Genomic DNA, 15,911 nt, shown 5'->3' with positions numbered 1-15,911 from the left:
TCGGCGATCATCGGTGGCGTCACGTAGTGGAAGGCCGGCGCCGGCGGGCACCGGCCTTCCATCCCGGGTCCCTGCGGCTGAGGATGGAAGCCGCAGAGACTGAGCTATCCCGCGTACGCCTCCAGCGTGGACACCTGACCGGCCGGCCAGCCCGTGTTACCCGTGACGGTGATCCGGACGTAGCGCGCGGAGGCGCTCGGGAAGGTGACCGTCACCTGGTTGCCGGTGGCCGGGTTGAACGTACGGCCCGTCGCGGCGGACAGGGTGGTGAACGCGCCGCCGTCGGTGCTGCCCTGCACGGCGATGGTCTGGGTGCGGGTCTCCCAGCCGGGTGGCAGGCGCAGGACCAGGCGGGACACCGGGGTGGCGGCGCCGAGGTCCACCTGCAGCCACTGCGGGAAGGCGTTGTTCGCGCTCTCCCAGTACGAGCCCGGGTTGCCGTCGACGGCGTTACCCGAGCCGTACACCTGGGTGTGGCTGCTCTCCGTGGTCGGCCGGCCCGCGGCCAGATCGCGGGCCGGATCGGGGCCCGGCCCGGGGCCACCACCGATCACCGGTGGGGTCGGGCGGGTCGCGGTCAGCGCGAGCTGTCCCTTCAGCATCCGGCCGCCGTCGGCGGTGATCCGCAGGTAGTAGTCGGCCGAGCAGGCGGTGCCGTCCTCGTCGAGGGCCCGGATGCCCGAACCGGCCGGCACGAACGCCGCGGTGGGCGCCGTCTTGGCGATCTGGTTGCCCTCGTTGAACTCGTCGAACATGGACACGTACAGGCCCTGGGAGCCGAGCCGGATCATGTTGTAGAGGCTGCGCCAGTAGTAGTCGCCGTGCCGGCGGTGCCCGGACGACAGGTCGCCCGGCAGCACGCAGGGCTGGTAGTCGATGCCGTGCGCCTGGCAGTCGGCGTAGTCACCCACGTTGGCGTTGGCGTAGTACGAGTCCAGGTCGGCCAGGGTCGCTGCCCGGCCCACCATCCACGGCGAGATCATGTGGAAGGCGTGGTAGACGTCGGCGAAGCCCGGGCGCGAGTCGTTGATGCCCTGGCGCCACCACGTCGGCACGCCGCCGATGACGTAGCAGCCCTGCGCCTTGAACCAGTTGATGACGTCCAGGCAGGCGGCCGGGGTGAAGGGGCGGCCGGGGTCGTCGAAGCCGAAACCCCAGATGCAGACGACCGGCTTGCCGTTCTGCCGGGCGTACGCCGGTGACGCCGTGTGCGCGGCCATCTTCGTCAGCCAGTCGTTCTTGATCTCCTGCTGCATCCCGGTCCAGCCGGTGACGTCGTACATGATGTAGAACTTGCGGCCGGTCCCCTCGGCCGCGCCGCGGACCTTGACCGTCATGGCGTCGCGGGTCGGGCCCTCGTCGCCGGTCGGGTTGAAGCGCTGCAGCGCCGCCGTGTCGATGGTGTAGTCGCGCATCCAGCGGAAGTGCGTGTCGACCGTCTGCTGGTCGTAGGAGGAGAACAGCCGGGCGCTCTGACCGTTGCCCAGGTTCGGGTAGGCCGTGGGGTAGCCGTGCTGCAGGTCGGTGAGGTCCGGCCAGGACACGATCGTGGTGTTGGCGGGCGACGGCGGCTGGAAGCGGTCGCGGCTCCAGTGCCACCAGCCGCCGATCGGGGCGCCGTCGCCGGGGCAGGAGAACCAGCCCTGGTAGCCGACGGTGATCTTGCCGACGACGTCGCCGGGCGGAGACGCGGCGCCGGCCGGGCGGGCGAACAGGGCGGGGGAGGCGGCCGCGGCGGAGCCGGCGGCCAACGTGGACAGCACGGTACGGCGGGAGACGGGCACGGGGATGCTCCGATCCGATCCGACCTAGGGATGGAGGGGGATGTCGGATCGACGGTCATCGTGACAGCGCAGGACACAGTCCCGCAATAGTTGGACCGAATTATGAAACATTCGTGATACGAAACCGCAAGAAGACGCGTGACCGCGCCGGAGCCCACGATCGGGCCCCGGCGCAGCCGGTCGAGCCGTCAGTGCTGAAGCGCCGGCACCGCCTCGGGCACGCTCGGCGGGAGCGGGCCGGCCGCCGGGGCCGGGCGGCGGGGTAGCCACAAGGCCACGACGCCGCCGGCTGCCACGATGCAGGCGCCGACGATCACCGCGGGGACCAGCCCGTCGACGAAGGCGTGCCGGCTGGAGTAGTCGCCGGTGGAGCTGAAGATGGAGGCCAGCACCGCGATGCCGACGGCCACCCCCAGCTCGCGGATGGTGTTGTTGGCCCCGGAGGCGACGCCGCGTTCGCGGGCGGTGACGCTGGCCAGGGCCATGGTGCTGATCGGCGCGAAGGTCAGGCCCATGCCGACCCCGCTGAGCACGAACGCGATCACCAGGTCGCCGTAGCTCACCTCGGTGGTGGTGGCCAGCGCGATCCACAGGATGCCCGCGGCCAGCAGCGCCTGACCCGCCACGATCAGGTTCCGCACGCCGAGGCGGTCGGCGAAGATGCCGGCCAGCGGCGCCACCACCATCGGCGCCATCGTCCACGGCAGGGTGCGGATCCCGGCGTCCAGCGGGCTCAGCCCCTGCACCACCTGGAAGAACTGGGCCAGCAGGAAGACCGCGCCGAAGGTGCCGGCCGAGAAGGTCAGCGTCACGATGTTGACCAGGCTGAAGCCCCGCGAGCGGAACAGCGACAGCGGCAGCATGGGCGCGCTGTTGCGACGCTGCCAGACCACGAACGCGGTGAGCAGCGCGGCCCCACCGATCAGCATGGACAGCACGCGGGCCGAGGACCAGCCGTGGTCCGGACCGTCCACCACGCCCCAGACCAGCAGCAGCATGCCGGCGGCGGAGAGCAGCAGACCCAGCGGGTCGAGCCGGACGGCACCGCCGCGCGACTCGGGCAGCACGGTCGCGGCCAGCAGCACGGCCACGACGCCGACCGGCACGTTCAGCCAGAAGATCCACGACCAGTCGAGACCCTCGACCACCGCGCCGCCGACCACCGGGCCGACCGCGACCCCGAGACCGCTGATGCCGCCCCAGATCCCGACCGCGGCGCTGCGCAGCCGGTCCGGGACCGCCTGGGCCAGCAGGGTCAGGGACAGCGGGGCGACCGCGGCGCCGCCCAGGCCCTGCACCGCGCGGGACGCGGTCAGCATCCACGACTCGGTGCTCAGGGCGGCGGCGGCCGACGCGAGGGTGAACAGCGCGATCCCGGCCAGGAACATCCTGCGGCGGCCGATCCGGTCGCCGATGGCGGCCGCGGTGAGCAGGAAGGCGGCGAAGGGCAACGTGTACGCGTTGACGAACCACTGCAGGTCGGTGACCGACGCACCGAGGTCCGCGCGGATCACCGGCAGTGCCGTGGTGACCACCAGGTTGTCCAGGGTGACCATGAAGACCGGGATGCCGACGGCGGCCAGCACCGCGGCGAGGGGGCGGGGCCGGCTGGGCGCAGCCGCTGGGCTGGACATCGCATCTCCTTGTTGCTATTCACTGATAACTAGCTGAGGCCACCGTAGTTATCAACTGATAACCTGTCAACGTGACCAGGACCCGCCTCACCGCCGAGGAGCGCCACGAGCAGCTCGTGGCCGCCGCGATCACCGCCTTCGCCCGCGGTGGCTACGCCGGCACGACCACCGATCAGGTGGCCCGCCTGGCCGGCGTCTCGCAGCCGTACGTGATCCGGCTCTTCGGCACCAAGCAGGCGCTGTTCCTGGCGGCCGCCGAGCACGCCACCGGCCGCGTCGAGCAGCGCTTCCGCCAGGCCGCCGCGGAGCGCGCGGATCTGGAGAGCCTCGGCATCGCCTACGACGACCTGCTGGCCGAACGGGACCTGATCACCGTCCTGTTGCACGCCTTCGCCGCGGGCGCCGATCCCGCCCTCGGGCCCACCGTGCGCGCCTGCTTCGGCCGGATCTACCGCACGGTCCGCGATCTGACCGGCGCGGATGAGGAGGAGGCCCGCGGCTTCCTGGCCAGCGGCATGCTGCTCACCGTGCTCGGCGTGCTGCAGATCATCGGGCCGGACGCGGTGCCCCGCGAGCAGTGGATGACCGAGCTCATCGGCGTCCACAATGCCGAGAAAGGCTGGCTCGGGCCCGAGCCGGGATAGTTCGCGCCTTCGTGTGAAGATCGCGGCATGCCCGAACTCACCGCCCAGCGTGCGTGGTCGACACTCGAACCGGCGTGGCAACACGCGATGACGATGGCCTGGGAGTCCTTCCGCGAGGGTGGGGTCGCGGTCGGTGCCGTCATCACCGACGATGCGGGAAACATTCTGGGCCGGGGTCGTAACCAGCGCTTCGACACGGCGGCGCCGCGGGGGCTGCTGGCCCACGCCGAGATGGCAGCACTCGCCGCCGTGCCGGACGACAAGGTGAGCGCCCGGCGCACCCGGCTCTACACCACGCTGCATCCCTGCCGATGTGCCTGGGTGCCACCGTGGTGGCCCGGATCGGGCACGTGGCGTTCGGCGCCTACGATCCGACCTGGCTCGGCATCGAGCGGTTGCCGCAGCTCAACGCCGAAGTGCGGCATCGCTGGCCGACCTTCGAAGGGCCACTGCCCGGCCCGCTCGGCGAATGGCTGGCCGTGCTCCCCGGCCTGAACACCAACGGCACTCTCGTCAGGGCGATGCGGCAGGTCTCACCGGTCCGCGCCCGACTGACACGGGCCGTCGCCGAGACGTTCGACAACGGTGGCGAGCTCCCGGAAACCCCCGACTCTGCCCTGGAGCTGGTCTGGGACCTGCTGACCGACGCCGGGGAACCCTCGGTCGAGGGTCAGATGTTGTGACGGGCGTAGGCCGGCTCGCGCAGCCCCAGCATCGCCTCGGTCATCCGGACCGCGTCCACCGCCGCCCGCACGTCGTGCACCCGGACGATCCGGGCGCCCTGCGTCACGCAGAAGACCACCGCCGCGACCGTGCCGACCAGTCGCTCCTGCTGCGGGCGGTCCAGGGTCTCGCCGATGAAGTCCTTGTTGCTCAGCGCGGCCAGCGTCGGATAGCCGATCGCGGTGATCTCGCTGAGCCGCCGGGTCAGCTCCAGCGAGTGGTACGTGTTCTTGTTCAGGTCGTGGCCCGGATCGATGATGATCTGCTCCGGCCGGACGCCGCGGGACAGTGCCAGCGCCACCCGCTCGCGCAGGAAGCCGGCCACCTCCGCGGTCACGTCGGCGTACCGCGGGCTCGGGTGCAACGTGCGCGGCGCGGCCAGGCTGTGGGTGATCACCAGGGACGCGTCGGTGCCGGCCACCGCGTCCGCGATCGCCGGGTCGCGCAGGCCCGAGGTGTCGTTGATGACTCCCGCACCCGCCGCGATCACCTCCCGCGCCACCTCGGGCCGGTAGGTGTCGACCGAGACCACGGCCAGCCCGCGCGCCGCCTCCACCACCGGCAGCACCCGGTCCAGCTCCTCGGCCGCGCTGACCTCCGGCCCCGGCGCGAACGGCACCCCGCCGATGTCGATCCAGTCCGCCCCGGCGTCCGCCGCCGCGCGCACCGCCCCGGTCGCCTTCTCCAGCGCGAACGTCCGGCCGCGGTCGTGGAACGAGTCGGGCGTGCGGTTGACGATCGCCATCACCGTGACCCGGCGCGAGAAGTCGTGCGCGCGTCCCCCGATGACGCGTTCGGCGCAGATCAGCGGGGGTGCGAAGGCAGTCACGCCCGGAGACTAACCGGGCCGTGAACATCGCCCGAATTCGGGCTCCCGCCGATGATCGCTGCTGCTCTATGGTGCAAGGCGTGACGGAAGCAGGACACGCGGTGGCCGACGTACGTGGCCCGCTGCCGTACCTGTGGTGGCTCGTCCGGCGGCAGAAGCTGCGGATCACCGCCGGCGCGGTGCTCGGGTCGCTGTGGATGGTGGGGCTGACGCTGCCGCCGTACCTGCTCTCCCAGGCCATCGACCGCGGCCTGCAGCGGCGCGACCTGGCCGCGCTGGCCGGCTGGGTGGCTGTGCTCTTCGTGGTCGGCGCGGTCAACGCGGTGCTGGCCATCCTCCGGCACCGCACCATGACGAAGATCCGGCTGGACGGCGGTTTCCGCACCGTGCGGGCCGTCATCGCGCACGCCACCCGGCTCGGCGCCGCGCTGCCGCGGCGCATCGGCGCCGGCGAGATCGTCACCATCGGCATCGCCGACGTCTGGGTGCTGGCCCAGGCCCTCACCGTGACCGGGCCCGGGCTGGGCGCCGTGGTCGCCTACGTCGTGGTCGCCGTGCTGCTGCTGAAGATCTCGCCGCTGCTCGCGGTCGTGGTCCTGGCGGGCGTGCCGGTGCTGGCCATCGTGGTCGGCCCGATGCTCAGCCGGCTGCAGCGCGCCGGCGCCCGCTACCGCGACCACCAGGGCGCGCTGGCCGACCGGCTCGTCGACATCATGGCCGGGCTGCGCATCCTCAACGGCCTCGGCGGCAAGGAGGCGTACGCCCGCCGCTACCGCCGCGACTCGCAGCGGGTCGCCGAGGAGGGCTACCTGGTCGGCGCGGTGACCAGCTGGATCCAGGCACTCGGGGTCGGCCTGCCCGCGCTGTTCCTGGCCGTGGTGATCTGGCTGGCCGCGCGGATGGCGGCCCAGGGCCAGATCACGGTCGGCGAGCTGGTCGCGGTCTGGGGGTACGCGGCCGTGCTCGTCGTCCCGGTCGCGTTCTTCATCGAGGGCGGGTTCGACATCAGCCGCGCGCTGGTCGCCGGAGGCCGCGTCGTGGGTTTCCTGCGCCTGCCGGTGGACCCGGCGCCGGCCCGCCCGGGTCCCGACGGCCCGGCGGTGCTGCGCGACCCCGAGTCCGGAGTGGTCGTGGTGCCCGGCCGGCTGACCGTGCTGGCCAGCGCCCGGCCCGCCGACGCCGCCGCGGTGATGGACCGGCTCGGCCGTTACGGACCGACCCGCGCGACCTGGGGCGAGCTGAGGATGGACGGGCTCGCGGTCCGCGACCGGATCCTGATGGCCGACCACGAGGCCTACCTGTTCACCGGCACGCTCGGTGAGATCGTCGCGGGCCGGTCGCCGGTGGACGACGCCGCCGTCACCCGCGCGCTGACCGCCGCCGTCGCCGGTGACATCGTGGACGGTCTCACCGACGGCACCGCGTCGACCGTCGACACCCAGGGCCGTAACCTCTCCGGCGGACAACGCCAGCGCATCCGGCTGGCCCGCGCCCTCCACGCCGACCCGGAGATCCTGCTCGCCGTCGAGCCCACCTCGGCCGTGGACGCGCACACCGAGGCCGCCATCGCCCAGCGCCTGCCGATCGCCCGGGCGGGCCGGACCACGCTGGTCGCGACGACCTCGCCGGCGCTGCTGGACCGGGCCGACATCGTGCACTACCTGGTCGACGGCCGGCTGGCCGCCACCGGCACCCACCGCGCCCTGCTCGACACCGAGCCCGGCTACCGCGCACTGGTCACCCGGGCGGCGGGGGAGGCCGCGATGCCGGAGGTCGTCCGGTGAGCACCCTGCCGATCGCCGGCGGCGCCCACGTGCGCCGGGCCGCGATCCGGCTGATCCGCGACGACCGGCGGGCCGTCGTGCTGATGGTGCTGCTCAACGCGCTCGCGGCGGTCGCCGGGCTGGCCGGCCCGTGGCTGCTGGGCCGCATCGTCGACACGGTCACCAGCGGCCACGCCTCGGTGCACGCCGTCGACCAGCTCGCCGGCGCGATCCTGCTGTGCACGGTCGCGCAGACCGTGCTGGCCCGTTCGGCGCTGGCGGTCGGCTACCGCTTCGGCGAGCGTACGGCGGCCCGGGTCCGCGAGCGGTTCGTCGACCGGGCCCTGGCCCTGCCCGCCTCGGTGGTGGAACGGGTGCCGACCGGCGACCTGGCCGCCCGCGGCACCGGCGACGTCAGCACGGTGGCGGTGACGCTGCGCGACGCGATCCCCGAGGTGCTCATCGCCTCGGCCCAGGCCCTGTTCGTGATCGTCGCCGTCTTCCTGCTGGACCCGTTGCTCGGCGTGGTGGCCCTGGCCGGACTGTCGGCGATCCCGCCGGCCACCCGGTGGTATCTGCGCCGGGCGCCGACGGCCTACCTGGACGAGGGGGCGGCCGGGTCGGCGCTGGCCGACGAGCTGGCCTCGACGATCGCCGGCACCCGTACGGTCGAGGCCCTGGGCCTGCAGCAACGCCGCCGGGCGGCCGGCGACGCCGCGATCGCCCGGGCCCGCCGGACCCGGCTGCGCACCTTGTTCCTGCGCAGCGTGCTGTTCCCCGCGGTCGACGTCTCCTACGTGGTGCCGGTGGTCGCCGTGCTGCTGGTCGGCGGCTCGCTCTATGTCAACGGGCTGCTCTCGCTGGGCGCCGTCGCGGCGACCGCCCTGTATCTGCGCCAGCTCGCTGTGCCCCTGGACGCGATCCTGATCTGGCTGGAGCAGCTGCAGAGCAGCGGCGCGTCCTTCGCCCGGGTGGAAGGGCTGGCGATGATCCCGCGGGCGGTCGTCACCGAGCGCCGCGCACCCGCCGGCGACCGGATCGAGGCGCGCGGCGTGCGGTACGCCTACGACGGCGGGCGCGATGTGCTGCGCGGCGTCGATCTGACCGTGCGCCCGGGGGAGCGGCTCGCCCTGGTCGGCCGCTCCGGCGCGGGCAAGTCCACCCTCGGCCGGCTGCTGGCCGGGGTCGACCGCCCCCGCGCCGGCACGCTCACCGTCGGCGGGGTGCCGATCGCCGACCTGCCGCCGAGCCTGCTGCGCCGCCAGGTCGTGCTGGTCACCCAGGAGCACCACGTGTTCCGCGACGCGGTCCGCGACAACCTGACCCTGGCCGCACCGGACGCCTCCGACGACGACCTGCGTTCGGCGCTGGCCATCGTCGGTGCGGACTGGGTCCGGGAGCTGCCGGACGGCCTGGACACCCGGCTGGGCGGCGACGGCTTCGTGCTCGACGGGGCCCAGGCCCAGCAGCTGGCGCTGGCCCGGGTGGTCCTGGCCGATCCGCACACGGTGGTGCTGGACGAGGCGACGGCGCTGCTCGACCCGACGACCGCCCGGGACGCGGAACGGTCGCTGGCCGCGGTGCTGCACGACCGTACCGTGATCGCGATCGCGCACCGGCTGCAGACCGCGCACGACGCGGACCGGGTGGCGGTGATGGACGGCGGCCGGCTGGTGGAGCTGGGCACCCACGACGAGCTGGTCGCGGCGGACGGCACGTACGCGGCCCTGTGGCGCACCTGGCACGGCTGACCGACCGCGGCCGGCCGGTCAGACGGCCACCACGGGGTGCCGGACCACGGCGTCGAACAGATAGCCCAGCTCGTTGTACGTCGCCACGTCCGGCTGGGTGTTGCCGCGGACGTCCGTCGCCCGGGCCAGCAGCTCGTGCGGGCCCGGGGCCGGCCGCCAGTCGGTCTCCCAGCGCTGCCAGGCCGCACCCTCGCTGCCGCCGAGTTTGCGGGCCCGGCGCCAGGTCGCGCCGCCGTCCGTGCTGACGTCCACGTGCCGGATCGCGCCCGCCGCCGACCAGGACCGGCCGCGCAGCCGCAGGGGCCGGCCCGCGGGCACCTGCGCGCCCGGGTCCAGTTCGAAGGCGCTCTTGAGGACCTGGCGGTCGAAGGGCTCGCCCTCGGCCGGGCGGTCCGGGCCGAACAGGCGGTAGAACTGGGTGTTCCAGGGTGAGAACAGCGGAACGTCGCTGACCTCGATGCTGCCCAGCCATTTGATCGAGGCGACGCCGATCCAGCCGGGAACTACCAGCCGCACCGGGTGGCCGTGGTCGGGCGGCAACGGTTCGCCGTTCATCTCGTACGCGAGCAGCACGTCGTGCAGCGCCTTGCGGATCGGCAGCGGCCGGCGGACCGGGCCCAGGTCCACGCCGCCGCTGACGAAGTTCGGGTCCAGCCCGGCCGGCAGCACGTCCACCGCGTGGCGGGTGAGGCCCGCCCGGCGCAGCACGGTGGACAGCCGGACGCCGCGCCAGCGGGCCACGCCGACGCCGCCGAGCTTCCACGCCGTACCCGACACTGTCTGACCCTGCTGAGTGGTGAAGTAGCTGCGGCCGTTACCCGCGCATTCCACCGTCGCGGTGATTGTTTCGTCCGGCAGGCGACGCAATTCGTCATACGTTATCGAAATCGGTTCGTGGCGCAGCCCGGCGCCGAAGAGGCGCAGCCGCCATTTCGCCGCGTCGATGATCGGGGTGCTGGTGTGGTTGCGGACGAAAAAGCGATCGATCGGCACCAGATAGCCCTGATCGGCCAGCGCGGACCAGCGCATCTCGGCGTTGGTGCCGTGCACGGTGAAGAACTCGGGGGGCAGCGGCTTGACGACGGGCCCGGCCGCGGCGGCTGCCGCGCCGCCGACGGCGCTCACCCCGGCCAGGCCGGCGCTCGCCGCGGCGGACAGTTTGAGCAGGTCCCGGCGGGAGAAGCCGGTCGCCGCCCCGGCCCGCCACTGGGCCAGCCGGCGCCGGTCGTAGGTGGCCTCGTCCAGCATGTCGTCCATCGCGGTGCTCCTCTGCGGCTGACCGGTCCGATCGTCCACAGCATGGTAAACCGATGGGCGCTGTAGGAGAAGAGAGCGTAGGTGAGTACCCGCTGGAAACGGATCTATGCGGGGAGAATTCGCGGCATTGTCCGGGCGATTTTACGCGTTAGCCGGCGCGACTAGGGGTACTGAATGTGGCGAAGCACCAACGGACGAACGAACCACGATGGAGGCAGCAATGAGTGACCCGTCTGCGGGCGCCCGCGCGCCGGACACCACCCCCCTCGCCGACGTGCCGGTCACCGAGACCTACGCGGCGACGACATATCCCGAGACCACCTACCCCGCCGAGACGTACCCGGCGACCGGTCAGGGCTCCTCGGGCGGCGACCAGTCCGCGGTCAAGCAGGCCGCCGGACAGACCGCCCAGGCCGCGGGTCAGGCCGCCAGCGACGTCAAGGACACCGCCAAGCAGCAGGCCCAGCGGGTCGGCTCCGAGGCGAAGACCCAGGTCCGCAACGTGGCATCCGAGGTTCGCGGCAAGGTGAGCGAACAGGCCCGGACGCAGAACGACAAGCTCGTGGGCAGCATCCGCGAGATGGCCGACCACCTGGACGAGATGCGCGGCGACCGTTCCGAGTCGCCCGCCACCCAGATCGTCTCCCGCGTGGCCGACAGCGGCCGGCAGCTCGCCGGCTACCTGGAGCACCACGGCCCCGAGGGCGTGCTGCGCGAGGTCCAGGACTTCGCCCGGCGTCGTCCCGGCGCGTTCCTGGCGAGCGCCCTGGCCGCCGGCTTCGTGGTGGCCCGGCTCGGCAAGGGCGTGGCCAAGGCCGACGAGCTCACGGCGGACAAGCCCGCCAGTGACTCGTTCGTGTCCAACCCGGGCACCTACGACACCGGCTACACCACCGGCACGACGGGCTACACCACGGGCACGACCGGCTACACCACCGGCACGACGACCGGTGGCTACGTGGACCCGGCCGTGGGCACCACCACCGGCTACCCCGCGGCCTCCACCGAGTACGCCTCGACGGGCACCGGCACGCCGGTAGTGGTGGAGGAGGAGTACGTCACCGAGACCACACGGGATTACCCGGGTGGCACCCGATGACCGCCCCTTACTCCACCGGGCACTCGCGTGATCACGCCGAAGAGGTCAGCGAGACCTCCGTCGGTGAACTGATCGGCAACATCAGCAACGACCTGTCCACGCTGTTCCGCCAGGAGGTGGAGCTGGCCAAGGTCGAGCTGAAGCAGGAGGCGACCAAGGCGGGCAAGGCCGCCGGCATGCTCGGCGCGGCCGGCTTCGCCGGTTACCTCGTCGTCGTCCTGCTCAGCTTCGCGCTGGTCGCCGCGCTCAGCAACGTGATGGACCCGGGCTGGGCCGCGCTCATCGTCGCCGTGCTCTGGGGCATCGTCGGCGCCGTGCTCTACGCCAACGGCCGCAAGAAGCTCAAGACCGTGGACCCGACCCCGCGGCGCACCGTCGACACCCTCAAGGAGGACGCGCAATGGCTGAAGAACCCGACCGGTTGAGGCAGGACATCGAGGCGACGCGCGCCTCCATGACCCGTCACGTGGATCTGCTGGCGGAGAAGACCAGCCCTACCAAGGCCGCCCAGCGCCGCTGGACGTCCGTGAAGGAGAAGGTCATGGGTAGCTCGGAGCACGCGAGGCACTCGGCGGGCAACGCCGCGGGCACCGTGCAGGACAAGGCCTCGTCGGCCGCCAGCACCGTGCAGGACAAGGCCTCCTCGGCCCTCGGCACGGTGCAGGACAAGGCGTCGAGCCTGTCGGACGCCGCCGGCGACAAGGCGCACAGCGCCGCCGACGCCGTGCGCAGCGCTCCCCAGGCGGTCGCCCAGCAAGCTCAGGGCAACCCGCTCGCCGCCGGCATCATCGCCTTCGGCGTGGGCATGCTCGCCGCCACGCTCATCCCCGTCACCGACGCGGAGAAGCGGGCCGGCCAGCAGCTCAAGGAGCACAGCGGCGACCTGACCGACAAGGTCAAGGACATCGCGTCCGAGATGAAGGACGACGTGTCGGGCACGGTGCAGCAGGCGGTCGGCCAGGTCAAGGAGACCGCCACCGACGCCGCGCAGACCACCAAGCAGCAGGCCCAGTCCTCGGCGCAGGACGCCAAGGACCAGAGCAAGCAGGCGGTCAGCGACGCCAGGTCCTGACCCGTACGACCGACGCCGGGCTGTCCCGAAGGGGGCAAGCCCGGCGTTTGTCGGTGCACTGCCCGGGCACAGGAATCGCATGACTGTGAAGTTCGGATACAAGCTGTCGGCCGAGGGTTTCGGCCCGAAGGAGCTCATCCAGCAGGCGGTGCGGGCCGAGCAGGCCGGCTTCGACTTCGTCGAGATCAGCGACCACTACCACCCATGGCTGGACGTGCAGGGGCACTCGCCGTTCGCCTGGACCGTGCTCGGGGCGATCGCCGCGCGCACCGAGCGGATCGGCCTGGCCACCGGCGTGACCTGCCCGACCGTGCGGTACCACCCGGCGATCATCGCCCAGGCGGCCGCGACGCTGGCGATCGTGTCGGACAACCGGTTCACCCTGGGCATCGGCGCGGGGGAGCGGCTCAACGAGCACGTCGTCGGACAGGGCTTCCCGAGTGTCCGCGGCCGGCACGAGCGGCTGCGCGAGGCGCTGGAGATCATCAAGCTGCTCTGGCAGGGCGGCTACCAGTCGTACGAGGGCAAGCACCTGCAGCTGGAGGACGCCCGGGTCTTCGACCTGCCGGACCAGCTCCCGGTGATCGCCGTCGCGGCCGGCGGGAAGAGCGCCGCCGCGATGGCCGCCGAGCTGGGTGACGGGCTGTTCGCCACCGAGCCGCGCTCCGACCTGATCGAGAGCTACACCGGCGCCGGCGGGTCCGGTCCCCGCTACGCCGAGGTGCCGATGGCCTGGGCCCCGACCGAGGAGGCCGGCGTCCAGGAGGTGCTCAGGACCACCCGGTGGGCGCTGACCGGCTGGAAGGTGATGAGCGAGCTGCCGAACCCGGTGAACTTCGACGCGGCGTCGCAGACGGTGCGCGAGGAGGACGTCCGCGGCCAGTTCGCGCTGGGTCCGGACGCCGAGCCGTACGTGGCCGCGGTGAAGAAGTACACCGAGGCGGGCTTCGACCACATCGTCCTGCAGAACGCGGGCCCGGACCCGGACGGCTTCATCGACTTCTTCCAGAAGGACCTGCACGACAAGCTGCAGCGGGTGTGAGACTTACCGTTTCGTCCCGGGCCGGTGCGGGTAGGCCGCTGCGATGATCAGCGAAGTCACCGTCGTGGTGGCCACCCGTAACCGGCGCGCCCGGCTGTTCGAGACCATCCCGCACCACGAGGGCCCGGTCATCCTGGTCGACAACGGTTCCGACGACGGCAGCCCGGACGCCATCGAGGCTGCCTTCCCGCAGGTCACCGTGGTGCGCCTGGGTGAGAACAGGGGAGCCGCCGCGCGCAACGTCGGCGTGGAGCTGGCTCGCACCCCGTATGTCGCGTTCGCCGACGACGACTCGTACTGGGAGCCCGGCTCGCTCGCCGGCGCGGCCGCGCTGCTGCGCGACCACCCGCGGGTCGGTCTGCTCAGCGCCCGGGTGCTGGTCGGGCCGCACTCCCGCGTCGACCCGGTCTCCGAGGCCATGGCCGCCGCACCCCTCGGAGTCCCCGAGGGTGCGCCCGGGCCGGCCGTGCTGGGCTTCCTGGCCTGCGCGGTCGCGGTCCGGCGGGAGGCGTTCCTGCAGGTGGGGGGCTTCAACCCCAAACTGCACGTGTACGGCGAAGAAGCCCTGCTGGCCATGGACCTGGCCGCCGCCGGCTGGCTGCAGATCTACGCACCCGAGCTGACGGTGCGCCACCTGCCCCTGCCGACCGGCCGCGACAACAGCGCCCGGCACCGCATCGAGGCCCGCAACCGGGTGCTCACCGCCCTGCTGCGCCGCCCGCCGGCCGTGGTGGCGAAGACCGCGGTGTCGGCCTGGCGGGACGATCGGCGGGGTGTGGCCGACGCGGCGCGCCTGCTCCCGTGGGCGCTGCGCCGGCGCCGGCCACTTCCGGACACTGTGGAGGACGCGTTGCGGGTCCTCACCACCCGGTAGGCATCACCACCCGGCGGGCGGGGCCTCCAGGTGGACCGCCTTCATGACGGTCAGCTCGTCGAGCAGCTCGGGGCCGTACCCGAAGCCCTGCCCGCTGCCGCCGCGCGGATGCGCCGCGCCGCCGGGAGCGCCGCCGAAGACCGCGTTGACCTTGACGGTGCCGACCGGCAGCTCCCGCCAGGCCTGCTGGGCGTGGCTCATCGAGCCGGTCAGCACCGTCGCGGCCAGCCCGTACGGCGACTCCGCGGCCCGGGCCAGCGCCTCGCTGAACGAGTCGACGACCATCACCGGGGCGACCGGGCCGAAGGTCTCCTCGCGCAGCACAGCCATGTCGTCGGTGCAGTCGGCCAGCACGGTCGGCGGGTAGTACGCGCCCGGTCCGTCCGGCACCTCGCCGCCGGTGAGCACCCGCGCGCCGTCCTGCACCGCCGCGCTGACCTGGGCGTGCACCGCCTCGCGGAGCCGGGTGTCGACCAGCGGCCCGATGTCGCCCGCCCAGGTCCTCGCCTGCTCGGCCAGCTCGTGCAGGAACGCGTCCGCGATGTCACGGTGCGCGTAGATCCGTTCCACGGCCACGCAGATCTGCCCCGAGTTGGCGAAGGAGCCGAGCGCCGCCTGCTGTGCCGCCCACGCCGGGTCGACGTCCGCGTCGACGATCAGCGGGTCGCTGCCGCCGTTCTCCAGCAGCGCCTTGGCGCCGGTCGTCGCGCAGGCCGCCGCGATGGCCCGGCCGGTCGCGGTCGAGCCGACGTGCGCGACCACGTCCACCTCCGCCGACGCCAGCGCCGCTCCGACCGTGCCGTCGCCGCTGAGCAGCGATAACACTCCGTCCGGGAAGTGCGGGGCGAGGAGCTGGGCGAGGCGCCGGCCGGTGGCCGGGGTGCGCTCGCTCGGCTTGTACACGACCGTGTTGCCGGTCACCAGGGCCGCGCCGAGCAGGCCGCAGGAGACGGCGACCGGGTCGTTCCACGGCGTCACTACCGCCACCACCCCGCGCGGCCCGTACGCCATCAGGTCGATCGCCTCGTCGTTGCCGGCGAGGGCCCGGCCCCGGTGGGTGGGTCCGAGCTCGGCGTACTGGCGCAGAGTGCCGACGCCCGCGCCGATCGAGTCCTTCGCGCCGTCGACGGGCTTGCCCATCTCCGCGTTCATCAGCTCGGCGAGCTCGTCCGCGGCGGCCTCGACCGCGTCCGCCGCCGCGTGCAGGGCAGCCGCCCGGGCGCCCGCGGCGGTCCGGCTCCAGAGGGGGGCGGCGTCGCGCGCGGCCTTCACCGCGGCGGCCACATCGGCCTCCGAGGCGATCGCGACGCTGGTCACGGGAGTGCCGTCCGCGGGGTTCAGTACGGTCAGCCGGCCGCTCCCGCTGCCGGGTGTCCAGGTTCCACCGATGAGTTGTCCGACGTCATGCATGGTTCGCCGGTTGCCCATCAGCCGGCTTC

Annotated in this window: 14 protein-coding genes and 1 pseudogene; 10 read left to right on the top strand and 5 right to left on the bottom strand. The window is 72.9% G+C overall.

All coding sequences use genetic code 11. The features are described from left to right. Window positions 1–104: 104 nt before the first annotated feature. Window positions 105–1,784, bottom strand: coding sequence for a discoidin domain-containing protein (locus ACWEOZ_RS16875; RefSeq protein ID WP_451911594.1), 1,680 nt, complete (start codon window positions 1,782–1,784; stop codon window positions 105–107). 188 nt (window positions 1,785–1,972) lie between these two features. Beyond that, on the bottom strand, window positions 1,973–3,418 hold the full coding sequence (locus ACWEOZ_RS16870; RefSeq protein WP_451911593.1) for a DHA2 family efflux MFS transporter permease subunit: 1,446 nt from the start codon (window positions 3,416–3,418) through the stop codon (window positions 1,973–1,975). A 71-nt stretch (window positions 3,419–3,489) separates the two neighbouring features. Here ACWEOZ_RS16870 and ACWEOZ_RS16865 point away from each other — a divergent pair, with 71 nt between their 5' ends. The 3 genes and pseudogenes from ACWEOZ_RS16865 to ACWEOZ_RS16855 all read left to right on the top strand — a co-directional run bounded on the left by ACWEOZ_RS16865 (window position 3,490) and on the right by ACWEOZ_RS16855 (window position 4,745). Continuing rightward, window positions 3,490–4,062, top strand: coding sequence for a TetR/AcrR family transcriptional regulator (locus tag ACWEOZ_RS16865; protein ID WP_451911592.1), 573 nt, complete (start codon window positions 3,490–3,492; stop codon window positions 4,060–4,062). A 27-nt stretch (window positions 4,063–4,089) separates the two neighbouring features. Next, a pseudogene (locus ACWEOZ_RS16860) lies at window positions 4,090–4,314 on the top strand (hypothetical protein); the annotation flags it as partial. A 59-nt stretch (window positions 4,315–4,373) separates the two neighbouring features. Then, window positions 4,374–4,745, top strand: coding sequence for a hypothetical protein (locus tag ACWEOZ_RS16855; RefSeq protein WP_451911653.1), 372 nt, complete (start codon window positions 4,374–4,376; stop codon window positions 4,743–4,745). Here ACWEOZ_RS16855 and folP read toward each other — a convergent pair. Then, on the bottom strand, window positions 4,733–5,530 hold the full coding sequence (folP, locus tag ACWEOZ_RS16850) for a dihydropteroate synthase (RefSeq protein ID WP_451911651.1): 798 nt from the start codon (window positions 5,528–5,530) through the stop codon (window positions 4,733–4,735). The two genes, ACWEOZ_RS16855 and folP, sit on opposite strands and share 13 nt — an antisense overlap. A gap of 248 nt (window positions 5,531–5,778) precedes the next feature. Between folP and ACWEOZ_RS16845 the strand changes: the two genes are divergently transcribed. Next, the gene (locus ACWEOZ_RS16845) at window positions 5,779–7,398 is read left to right on the top strand and encodes an ABC transporter transmembrane domain-containing protein (protein WP_451911650.1); all 1,620 of its coding nucleotides are present in this window, start codon (window positions 5,779–5,781) and stop codon (window positions 7,396–7,398) included. Then, window positions 7,395–9,128, top strand: a complete 1,734-nt coding sequence (locus tag ACWEOZ_RS16840) for an ABC transporter ATP-binding protein (RefSeq protein ID WP_451911591.1) — start codon at window positions 7,395–7,397, stop codon at window positions 9,126–9,128. The genes ACWEOZ_RS16845 and ACWEOZ_RS16840 overlap by 4 nt, the downstream gene beginning before the upstream one ends. An 18-nt stretch (window positions 9,129–9,146) precedes the next feature. Here ACWEOZ_RS16840 and ACWEOZ_RS16835 read toward each other — a convergent pair whose 3' ends face one another. Beyond that, on the bottom strand, window positions 9,147–10,385 hold the full coding sequence (locus tag ACWEOZ_RS16835; RefSeq protein WP_451911590.1) for a sulfite oxidase: 1,239 nt from the start codon (window positions 10,383–10,385) through the stop codon (window positions 9,147–9,149). Window positions 10,386–10,605: 220 nt separating this feature from the next. Here ACWEOZ_RS16835 and ACWEOZ_RS16830 point away from each other — a divergent pair, with 220 nt between their 5' ends. The 5 genes from ACWEOZ_RS16830 (at window position 10,606) to ACWEOZ_RS16810 (ending at window position 14,472) form a co-directional block, all read left to right on the top strand. Continuing rightward, a complete protein-coding gene (locus ACWEOZ_RS16830; RefSeq protein WP_451911589.1) occupies window positions 10,606–11,484 on the top strand; it encodes a hypothetical protein in 879 nt (292 codons plus the stop codon). Further along, complete coding sequence (locus tag ACWEOZ_RS16825) at window positions 11,481–11,909, top strand: phage holin family protein (RefSeq protein ID WP_451911588.1); 429 nt, start codon at window positions 11,481–11,483, stop codon at window positions 11,907–11,909. Before ACWEOZ_RS16830 ends, ACWEOZ_RS16825 begins: the two co-directional genes overlap by 4 nt. Continuing rightward, window positions 11,885–12,556 carry a DUF3618 domain-containing protein gene (locus ACWEOZ_RS16820; protein WP_451911587.1) on the top strand — a complete coding sequence of 224 codons (672 nt, stop codon included), beginning with the start codon at window positions 11,885–11,887 and terminating at the stop codon, window positions 12,554–12,556. The genes ACWEOZ_RS16825 and ACWEOZ_RS16820 overlap by 25 nt, the downstream gene beginning before the upstream one ends. A gap of 85 nt (window positions 12,557–12,641) precedes the next feature. Then, a complete protein-coding gene (locus ACWEOZ_RS16815) occupies window positions 12,642–13,598 on the top strand; it encodes a TIGR03557 family F420-dependent LLM class oxidoreductase (RefSeq protein WP_451911649.1) in 957 nt (318 codons plus the stop codon). Window positions 13,599–13,641: 43 nt separating this feature from the next. After that, window positions 13,642–14,472 (top strand): glycosyltransferase family 2 protein, encoded by an 831-nt coding sequence (locus ACWEOZ_RS16810; RefSeq protein WP_451911586.1) that lies wholly within the window; start codon window positions 13,642–13,644, stop codon window positions 14,470–14,472. A gap of 3 nt (window positions 14,473–14,475) precedes the next feature. Here ACWEOZ_RS16810 and ACWEOZ_RS16805 read toward each other — a convergent pair whose 3' ends face one another. Further along, window positions 14,476–15,882, bottom strand: coding sequence for an aldehyde dehydrogenase family protein (locus ACWEOZ_RS16805; protein WP_451911585.1), 1,407 nt, complete (start codon window positions 15,880–15,882; stop codon window positions 14,476–14,478). Window positions 15,883–15,911: the final 29 nt, after the last annotated feature.

The organism is Actinoplanes sp. NPDC004185 (genome assembly GCF_053603475.1).
This window is presented reverse-complemented; position numbering and strand designations above follow the sequence as displayed.

Bases quoted from the DNA above. Each gene is read 5' to 3' on its own strand.
- ACWEOZ_RS16825 (WP_451911588.1), top strand. From the start codon at position 11,481: ATGACCGCCCCTTACTCCACCGGGCACTCGCGTGATCACGCCGAAGAG.
- ACWEOZ_RS16810 (WP_451911586.1), top strand. From the start codon at position 13,642: ATGATCAGCGAAGTCACCGTCGTGGTGGCCACCCGTAACCGGCGCGCC.
- ACWEOZ_RS16835 (WP_451911590.1), bottom strand. From the start codon at position 10,385: ATGGACGACATGCTGGACGAGGCCACCTACGACCGGCGCCGGCTGGCC.
- folP (WP_451911651.1), bottom strand. From the start codon at position 5,530: ATGGCGATCGTCAACCGCACGCCCGACTCGTTCCACGACCGCGGCCGG.
- ACWEOZ_RS16855 (WP_451911653.1), top strand. From the start codon at position 4,374: ATGTGCCTGGGTGCCACCGTGGTGGCCCGGATCGGGCACGTGGCGTTC.
- ACWEOZ_RS16830 (WP_451911589.1), top strand. From the start codon at position 10,606: ATGAGTGACCCGTCTGCGGGCGCCCGCGCGCCGGACACCACCCCCCTC.
- ACWEOZ_RS16805 (WP_451911585.1), bottom strand. From the start codon at position 15,882: ATGCATGACGTCGGACAACTCATCGGTGGAACCTGGACACCCGGCAGC.
- ACWEOZ_RS16820 (WP_451911587.1), top strand. From the start codon at position 11,885: ATGGCTGAAGAACCCGACCGGTTGAGGCAGGACATCGAGGCGACGCGC.
- ACWEOZ_RS16870 (WP_451911593.1), bottom strand. From the start codon at position 3,418: ATGTCCAGCCCAGCGGCTGCGCCCAGCCGGCCCCGCCCCCTCGCCGCG.